Raw genomic sequence first — 7,560 nt, forward strand, 5'->3', positions numbered from 1 at the left:
CTAATCTCATTCGTTTCTTCAGATTCGAACCAAAAGGCGCTTGAAGTCGGAATAACATCAGGCAGATACTGAAACTACCGAATGAAATTTCGCACATGCAGCAAGCTTGGGCTACAGCGTTTGACCCCAGTGCTTGACAAAAGTCGCAGTAGCAGCTTTTGAACGAACGTTCGTTATTTCGCATCATCGGATGCTGAGTGTCAATAATTTGCGTCAATGGAGGCGGTTCAAATGAGAACTGGAAGCGACTACCTGGATAGCTTGAATGGCAGGGAGTCCGAGATCTATATCGGAGGTGAAGTGGTGCGCGATGTTCGCGAGCATCCCGCCTTTTCCGGCGCGGCGAAGACCGTGGCAAGCCTCTATGATCTGACGTCCGACCCGGCCAACCAGGATAGATTTACATTCGTGGATCCTGAGAGCGGCAAGCGCTACAACAACATCTGGCTGAAGCCACAAACCCCGGCCGACCTGGAATCGCGAAATCGCGTGCACCGTGCTTGGGCCGACAAGACATGGGGCCTGTTCGGTCGGTCGCCCGATCATGTGGCTGGCTGGATCACCGGCATGGCCTGTAATCCCGAAGTCGTAAGCGATCCCGGGGAGCGCTATGCGACGAACATTCGGAAATATTATGAGTTTGCCCGTGAGCGCGATCTCTATGTGACCTACGCCATCGTGCTGCCTTCAGCCACCAAGGCTGCGATAGCCAAGGTTGCGAACGACGGAAGCCCAATTGGACAATTTGCGAACGGCCTCCAGGTGATCGAGGAACGCGAGGATGGGCTGATTGTCTCGGGCTTCAAAGTTCTCGTTACCGCCGGTGCGGTGGCGGACGAGATCATGTTCGGGACATGGCAGCCGCTGCCTCCCGGGCACGAAAAGCTCGCCGTGACATTCGCTCTTCCGGTGAAGACACGCGGCCTCAAGCTAATTTCTCGCCGGCCCTACGCCGCGCTCGCATCGAGCATGCTTGATGACCCCTTGTCGTCTCGTTTCGACGAGACGGACACGATCGCATATCTCGACAACGTCTTTGTGCCGTGGGAGCGCGTTTTTACCTACGGCCGCGTCGACCGGGCGGGGGCGATTATCAACGCCACTCCGGCACACGCCCTTGGCAACGCACAGGCACATATAAGATTGCTGTCCAAGATGCGCCTGATCCTTGGCCTCATCAAGCGCGTCCAGGAACATAACAGCATGCTTGCCCATCCTGCCGTGCAGGACATCGTTGCACGCCTGGCTGTCGATGTCTCAATTCTGGAAGGACTGATCGAGGCCGAAAACGTCAAGTTCGAGACATGGGACGGGGGCTACATCGCTCAAAGTCGCCATATGCTGTATGCGACCATGGCCTGGTCGCAAGGCATGTTTCCGAACTTCATCACGATTGTGCGTGAGCTGCTGGCAAGTCATGCTCTTCAGCAACCGGCGGATGTCTCGGTATATGACAATCCGGATACCGCGGATATTTACTCCCGCTTCATGCAGGTTCCCGCCCCCGAGGCGATCGAGTCTTACAAGCTGATGCGAATGATCTGGGATCTGGTGGGCACCGAGTTTGCCAGCCGACATCTCCAATACGAGATGTTCTACAACGGTCCGCAGCATGGCAATCGTGCGCGACTTTGGAAGTTCTTCCCCTGGTCTACGGTCGACGACCATACGCAAGCGGCGCTCGATAGTATCGGCGGCTACCAGGAACTCGTCGTGAACCGTGTGAAGGCCTAGTTTTCCGGAGCCAAGAAGAGGAGGCACGATTGAGCATCACCTCAAGGTCGGCCCAGTGTGAGACCATGACAGACTTCGATTCAAGAGCGTTTCGGAATGCCCTGGGGGACTTTCCGACGGGTGTCGCAATCGTCACCACAATGACAGACGATGGTGAAGAACTTGGTATCACCGTCAGCTCTTTCAATTCGGTCTCGCTCGACCCTCCGCTGGTTTTGTTCAGCATCGGCAAGAACGCAAAGGGGCTGTCCAAATGGCTGAGCGTCGGAAGCTTCGCTATCAACGTGCTTCACGAAGGACAGTACAATCTTTCTTCTAAATTCGGCCGTGCCGCCAACGACAAATGGGATGGCGTTGCGCACGCGGTCGGGGCATGCGGGGTGCGCGTTATCTCTGACGCCCTGACAGTCTTCGAGTGCAAGACTTTTGCCCAATACGAAGGTGGCGATCACATCATCATCGTGGGCCAGGTCATCTCGCTTAGCCGATCTCCTCAACCCAGCCAGCCACTGGTCTTCTTCCGGGGAGGCTACAGAAGCTTGGCGAGCATCATGGACTAGGCATCGCCGCCTCAAAATTCCAGGCGACAGCCGCGCGGTGGAAACGCGGCGTCATGGAGAACAAGAAAATAATCCAGTTGGGGGCTTACAATATGTCAGATCGGGTTCTGGAAACACGGCTCTATATCGACGGTCAATTTCAAGAGGCGGTGCAGGGGGGAACATTCGATGTTGTGAACCCGTCGACCGGCGAGACGATCACTCATCTGCAATCAGGGACCGCGGACGATGTGGATCGGGCCGTCCAGGCTGCACATCGGCAGTTCGAGACCGGGGAATGGTCCCGGATGGATGGCGTGGAACGCGCTCGGTTGCTCTATCGGTTGGCAGATCTCATCGAGCGGGATGCCGAATATCTTGCCCGCCTCGAAACGATGGACAACGGCAAGCTTTATGCGATGGCGCTGGGCGTAGACGTGCCAAACACCGTCGCGACATTTCGATACTTCGCGGGCTGGGCGGACAAGCTTGAAGGTCGCACAATCCCAGCACCCGACGCGTTCGGCAGGCCGACATTCTCATATACCATCCGTGAACCTCTCGGCGTCATTGGCGCGATATCGGCTTACAATTGCCCGACGATGTATATCGGCTGGAAGGCTGCTCCCGCATTGGCGGCTGGAAATACGGTGGTTCTAAAGTCCGCCGAGGAAGCACCACTTTCGACCCTTCATGTCGCCCATTTGTTCGACGAGGCGGGCTTTCCTCCAGGCGTATTTAACGTGATCTCAGGGTTGGGGCCGATTGCCGGCAGTGCGTTGGTTCGCCATGAGCTGGTTGCGAAGATCAGCTATACCGGAGGAGGACGGGTTGGCCGCATCATCGCGAAAGAAGCGGCCGACACGCTCAAGCCATTGACGCTCGAACTCGGCGGAAAAGCACCCCAGATTGTTCTTGATGACGCCAACCTGGAGCAGGCTTTGCCGATCCTTGCCTTGGGTGTCTTTGCAAACCAGGGTCAGATCTGCGCGGCGGGAACACGTATTCTCGTCCAAAGGCGCATTGCAGATAAAGTCGCCGATGCACTTTCATCTGCGGCAAAAGCGCAGGTCGTGGGCGATCCCTTTGAAAAGACCACGACGATGGGGCCGTTGACAACGTCTCGAAGCGTAGAGCGGGTCATGGGTTACGTCGAGGCTGGAAAACGCGAAGGCGCTCGACTGCTTGCCGGTGGCAAGCGTTTCGACAGGCCTGGCTTCTTCGTGGAGCCGGCAATTTTCCTAGGTGACAATGGCCAACTGATTGCGCGGGAGGAAATTTTCGGCCCAGTCGCAACGATCATGCCCTTTGATACTTTGGACGAAGCAGTCGCCATAGCAAACGATACAGAGTTTGGCCTCAATGCCGGTGTTTTCACGACCAATCTGTCCACTGCAAATCTCGTGGCGCGTCGAATGCGCACCGGTGCGGTCTGGATCAACGGATGGGCACTTGTCGATCCGCGGTTGCCTTGGGGCGGAATCAAGGGCAGCGGATATGGCCGCGAGAATGGTCAAAATGCACTGCACGATCTGACCCACGAGAAGGTCGTGACCGCCCTTCTATAAGCGCTTGCGCCGGTGCGGAGGCAAGGTCGCGCTGGCGCCTTTTTATACGAACGTTCGTTAAATGAGGACCATTGTATGTTCGAGAATCTAGTGGAACAGCCGGCAGACGAAGTGCTCGCGCTTATCAAGCTGTTCAAGGACGATCAGCGCACCACGAAGCTGGATCTCGGTGTTGGCGTCTACCGGGACGAAGCCGGTCGAACGCCTGTGATGCGCGCCATCAAAGCCGCCGAGTTGGAACTGTACCAGCAGCAGCCGTCGAAGACATACCTTGGGCCTGAAGGTGACCGCCGCTTTGTAGAACTTCTGCAGCCGATTGTATTTGGTGAAGCCGACTATCTTTCACGAGTTTTGGGCATGCAGACCCCTGGGGGAAGCGGGGCTTTGCGCATCGGTCTTGAGATTGCAGTGCGTGCAGGCTCGAAGCACATCTGGATCAGCAACCCCACCTGGCCGAACCATCGTTCTATCGCGAGCGCTGTCGGGGGGACGATCAAGGAGTATCCGTATTTCGATCTGGACAGGCAGATAATCCGGACGGAGGAGATGCTCGACGCATTGTCAAAAGCCTCGCCCGGGGATGTCGTGCTGTTGCACGGTTCTGCACATAACCCGACGGGCGCGGATCTGCCGCTCGCCGGGTGGGATGCTCTCATCGATGTCATAAAGCGCCAGCGGCTCGTTCCCCTCGTGGATGTCGCCTACCAGGGGCTTGGAGGTGACTTGGACGAGGACGCGGCAGCCATGCGACGCCTCCTGTCGGCCGTCGACGAAGCGCTCGTCGCATATTCCTGTGACAAGAATTTCGCCCTCTATCGAGAGCGGACCGGCGCGCTGTTTGTAGTGAGCAAAGGAACCGGATCATTGAACGCTATCGCAAGCAATATGGCCGCGGCGGCGCGTGCCAATTGGTCGATGCCACCGGACCATGGAGCAGCGGCCGTCAGGATAGTGCTTGAGTCGGACCAGTTGACGAAAGACTGGCTTGCTGAACTGGACGAGATGCGCAGCCGGATCAGCGCAGTTCGCGAAGCGGTCGCGCGCGAACATGAAAAGCTGGCGCCGATTGGAAAGCAGAAGGGGTTGTTCTCAAATCTGTCTCTTGGACGCGAGACGGTCGAAATTCTGAGGCGCGAACATGGGGTTTATATGGCCTCCTCCGGTCGGATCAATGTTGCGGGGCTTCGCCTCCAGGACACACCGGTTTTCGCAGAGGCGCTGCGGTCGTCCGGCTACTTCAACCCACGCTGACGGCAAAGTCCGCACCAACATATTTCAAAGGAGATTCATGTGAGCAACATGAGCGGCGTGAGTAAAATGACGGGCGGCATGGCGATTGTCGAAGGCTTGCTTGCCAATGGAGTGGACACTGTCTTTGGCATTCCAGGTGCCCAGATGTACGCGCTCTTCGACGCCCTTCAACAGCGGCGCGATAGCATCAAGACGATTGGGGCCAGGCACGAGCAAACCTGTGGTTACATGGCCTTCGGATATGCGCGCTCGACCGGCAAACCCGGTGTCTTCTCCGTGGTGCCGGGGCCGGGCATCTTGAATGCAGGTGCGGCACTGGTAACGGCGCTAGGATGTAACACGCCCGTATTGTGTGTCACCGGCCAGGTGCCTTCAGCCTTCATAGACAAGGGGCGGGGTCATCTGCACGAAATACCGGATCAGCTCGGCACCCTGAGAAAGCTGACAAAGTGGTCTGAGCGAATAGAGCGTATCGAGGATGCGCCTCAGATTATCAATGAGGCTTTTCGCCAGATGTTGTCCGGAAAACCTGGTCCGGTGGCCGTCGAGATGGCCTGGGATACGATCTTGGCTTCCGCGGATGTTAAGCGTCTCCCTGGAGCAACTATTCCAGCCCCAAATGCGCCCTGTCGGTCCGAAATTGAAGCCGCGGCGATCATCGTGGCAAAGGCGAAACGCCCGATGATCATGACAGGGAGTGGCGCGCAGCATGCCAGCGCCGCCGTTCGCGAGCTTGCTGAAGAACTCAACGCGCCGGTATCTGCGCTGCGCGGCGGCCGCGGTGTCGTGCCCGAAGACCACCCGCTCGGGATATCCTCCTATGAGGCGTACCGGCTCTGGCCCGAGACGGATGTCCTGATAGGGATAGGCAGCCGAATTGAAGCGCCCTACATGCGTTGGTCGGGTATCATGAACCTGGTGGAGCGACCTGAAGCACCGCCTCATCTCGTCCGCATCGATATCGATCCTGAAGAAATGAAACGCCTGGTGCCGCATGCGGGTATCGTGGCAGATGCAGATTTGGGGGCCCGTGCGCTTCTGGCTGCGGTCCGTAATCTTCGGAACCAAAACGCAAGCAATAAGCAAGAGCTCGAAGCGAGACTGCAGGCAGCCAGGGCAGGGGCGAATGCTGAAATCAAAAAAGTACAGCCGCAAATGGCCTATCTTGATGTTATTCGCGATGTCTTGCCGCGCGACGGCATCTTTGTCACCGAGCTCACGCAGGTCGGGTTCACGTCCTATTTTGGATACAAGGTCCTTGAGCCGAGGACTTACATATCAGAAGGGTTTCAGGGCACGCTTGGCGCCGGTTTCCCAACGGCCCTCGGAGTGAAGGTCGCCCATCCCGATGTGCCCGTGATTTCGGTCACCGGGGACGGCGGCTTCATGTTTGCAGTGCAGGAACTGGCGACCGCGGTTCAGGAAAATATCCCCCTCGTCACGCTGCTCTTCAATAACAACGCATATGGAAATGTGCTGCGCGACCAAAAGGTGGGTTTCGAGGGTCGAACAATCGGTTCGAAACTCATTAATCCCGATTTCATGGCGTTGGCGAAATCCTTCGGGATAGAAGCCTATCGTGTTCGCTCGCCGGAACAGCTCCGTCCTTACCTCGCGGCCGCAGTGAAGGCGAACAGGCCTGTCTTGATCGAAGTGGAAATCGAGACGCTCAGTGAGGTTTCCCCTTGGGAATTCATCAATCCAAAGCCGCGGGAAACATAAGCCTGAAATCAGTGGCAGGCCGGCGCTTTAGCCAGGTCCGATAAAAAGGAGGATTCGTATGCATCGCTCAGTTGGAACATCAACGTCGCCGACATTTAGCCCGGGCGTGGAGGTAAGGGAAACCTGTCGATGGCTTGCGATCTCTGGACAGGTTGGAAGGGACAAAGATGGAGATGTGCCCACCGGCATCGAAGCGCAGGCGGAACTTGTCTGGCAACACATACAGTCGGTACTGACCGCAGCCGGCATGCAGATCAGCGATCTGGTCGATTTGACCATTTACCTGATCAACAGGGAGGACGGACCGGTCTTTGATCGCGTTCGCACCAAGTGGTTGCAGGGCCACAAGCCGGCCTCGACCAAAATCTTTGTGACCGGCTTCGTAGACGCGAGAATGGTGTGTGAAGTGCAGGCCAACGCCGCGGCGCCATCATAGTTCGTTTGCCGGCATCGCGCGGCGCCGGCATTATCTTCCGGATACTTCAGTGTTTTTCAATATCGGCTAGGTCCTTGAGGCCAGCCGGAATTAAGCGGGTGCATGCTATCGAGTTGCGCTCTGGATGAGCCTGGCTCTGTAGCGCTTGTTGCGGGGAGGGTGTCTTGGAGTACTTCGTCCAGCAGCTCGTCAATGGGCTGACGCTTGGATCTATCTATGGATTGATAGCCATTGGCTACACCATGGTTTACGGCATCATCGGCATGATCAATTTCGCCCATGGCGATATCTTCATGCTGGGCGGGTTCGC

General features: G+C 57.1%; 7 protein-coding genes. All 7 read left to right on the forward strand.

Features of this window, described 5'->3' with window-relative positions:
• Positions 1–231 precede the first annotated feature (231 nt).
• Positions 232–1,734, forward strand: a complete 1,503-nt coding sequence (locus AC1RWL_RS32035; RefSeq protein ID WP_493097523.1) for a 4-hydroxyphenylacetate 3-hydroxylase family protein — start codon at positions 232–234, stop codon at positions 1,732–1,734.
• A gap of 65 nt (positions 1,735–1,799) precedes the next feature.
• Positions 1,800–2,294 (forward strand): flavin reductase family protein, encoded by a 495-nt coding sequence (locus AC1RWL_RS32040; protein WP_493158613.1) that lies wholly within the window; start codon positions 1,800–1,802, stop codon positions 2,292–2,294.
• A 53-nt stretch (positions 2,295–2,347) separates the two neighbouring features.
• The gene (locus AC1RWL_RS32045) at positions 2,348–3,841 is read left to right on the forward strand and encodes an aldehyde dehydrogenase family protein (protein ID WP_493097527.1); all 1,494 of its coding nucleotides are present in this window, start codon (positions 2,348–2,350) and stop codon (positions 3,839–3,841) included.
• Between the two features lie 75 nt (positions 3,842–3,916).
• Entirely contained in the window at positions 3,917–5,092 is a 1,176-nt protein-coding gene (locus AC1RWL_RS32050) for an aromatic amino acid transaminase (protein ID WP_493097529.1), read from the forward strand.
• Positions 5,093–5,149: 57 nt separating this feature from the next.
• Positions 5,150–6,814, forward strand: a complete 1,665-nt coding sequence (locus AC1RWL_RS32055; RefSeq protein WP_493097533.1) for a thiamine pyrophosphate-dependent enzyme — start codon at positions 5,150–5,152, stop codon at positions 6,812–6,814.
• Between the two features lie 58 nt (positions 6,815–6,872).
• Positions 6,873–7,250 carry a RidA family protein gene (locus AC1RWL_RS32060; RefSeq protein WP_493097531.1) on the forward strand — a complete coding sequence of 126 codons (378 nt, stop codon included), beginning with the start codon at positions 6,873–6,875 and terminating at the stop codon, positions 7,248–7,250.
• 164 nt (positions 7,251–7,414) lie between these two features.
• Positions 7,415–7,560: ABC transporter permease subunit (locus AC1RWL_RS32065; protein ID WP_493097535.1), on the forward strand; the 146-nt coding region annotated here is incomplete at its 3' end.

Source organism: Shinella sp. GW821-FHT10F02, assembly GCF_058809275.1.

What these genes read in the sequence shown, in the direction of transcription:
- AC1RWL_RS32045 (WP_493097527.1), top strand. Translation starts at nt 2,348, where the DNA reads ATGGAGAACAAGAAAATAATCCAGTTGGGGGCTTACAATATGTCAGAT.
- AC1RWL_RS32040 (WP_493158613.1), top strand. Translation starts at nt 1,800, where the DNA reads ATGACAGACTTCGATTCAAGAGCGTTTCGGAATGCCCTGGGGGACTTT.
- AC1RWL_RS32035 (WP_493097523.1), top strand. Translation starts at nt 232, where the DNA reads ATGAGAACTGGAAGCGACTACCTGGATAGCTTGAATGGCAGGGAGTCC.
- AC1RWL_RS32060 (WP_493097531.1), top strand. Translation starts at nt 6,873, where the DNA reads ATGCATCGCTCAGTTGGAACATCAACGTCGCCGACATTTAGCCCGGGC.
- AC1RWL_RS32050 (WP_493097529.1), top strand. Translation starts at nt 3,917, where the DNA reads ATGTTCGAGAATCTAGTGGAACAGCCGGCAGACGAAGTGCTCGCGCTT.